The sequence below is a fragment of the Vibrio sp. 1288 genome (assembly GCF_033344475.1).
Genome location: NZ_JAWPOX010000152.1, coordinates 1 through 1,051 on the forward strand (window position 1 = coordinate 1; position 1,051 = coordinate 1,051).

Here is a 1,051-nt window from a genome sequence, read left to right on the forward strand (position 1 = left end):
CTTCACGGCAAACACGATTGCAGCGAATGGCGATGACGAGCAGACTCGTGCTGATATTGCATACGCTTTTGAAGAAGCCGTTTGTGCCACGTTGGCAATTAAATGTAAGCGTGCATTAGAGCAAACCGGTATGAAGCGCATCGTTATTGCTGGTGGTGTAAGTGCGAATCGTCGCTTGCGTGCAGAGCTTGAGAAGCTTGCGAAGAAAATCGGTGGTGAAGTGTATTACCCACGTACCGAGTTCTGTACTGACAACGGTGCAATGATTGCGTATGCAGGTATGCAACGTTTGAAGAACGGTGAAGTTGCAGATATGTCGGTAGAAGCGCGTCCGCGCTGGCCAATTGACCAGCTAACGCCAATCGCGTAATCAAACCTTGTATATTGACTGGCCTCTATTTATAGAGGCCTTTGTTTTTGTGGTTTATTTTCCCAAGAAAAAGGCGCGAGATTTCCAGACTGATGTGAGCAGTTTTCTTTGTGTTCAGTGATAGGATGGCGCGGAAGAATAATAAATGGATATAACAATGAAGAAGTTTGAAATTGAAGGCCAGCAACTTGCTTACCTAGACAAAGGCGAAGGGCCTGTGCTGCTGTTTGGACATAGCTATTTGTGGGATTGCCAAATGTGGGCGCCTCAAATTGAAGTTTTGAGTCAGTCCTATCGTTGTATTGTGCCTGACTTATGGGCGCATGGTGAATCGGACGCCGCTCCTGCTTCGACCACGTCTTTAGTTGATTATGCCCAACACATGCTGGCGCTAATGGATCATTTGGAAATCGACGAATTTTCCATTGTTGGCTTATCTGTTGGCGGTATGTGGGGTGCGGAACTGACCGCTCAAGCCCCACAACGAGTGAAGTCATTGGTGTTGATGGATACCTTTATTGGTTGGGAACCAGAAGTGACGCATAAAAAATACTTTGCGATGCCACATACTATCAGCCAAGTTCAAGGCGTTCCTCGCCCTATTATCGAAGCCGTTGCACCACTGTTCTTTGCGAATAACGCGCAACAAGTTCACCCAGAACTGGTCGCTTCATTTAAACA

1 protein-coding gene and 1 pseudogene are annotated in these 1,051 nt (G+C 46.8%); both read left to right on the forward strand.

What is annotated here, in order from left to right; translation table 11 throughout:
- A pseudogene (locus tag R8O11_RS25260) lies at positions 1-370 on the forward strand (tRNA (adenosine(37)-N6)-threonylcarbamoyltransferase complex transferase subunit TsaD); the annotation flags it as partial.
- Positions 371-527: 157 nt separating this feature from the next.
- Positions 528-1,051: alpha/beta fold hydrolase (locus R8O11_RS25265; protein WP_318194616.1), on the forward strand; the 524-nt coding region annotated here is incomplete at its 3' end.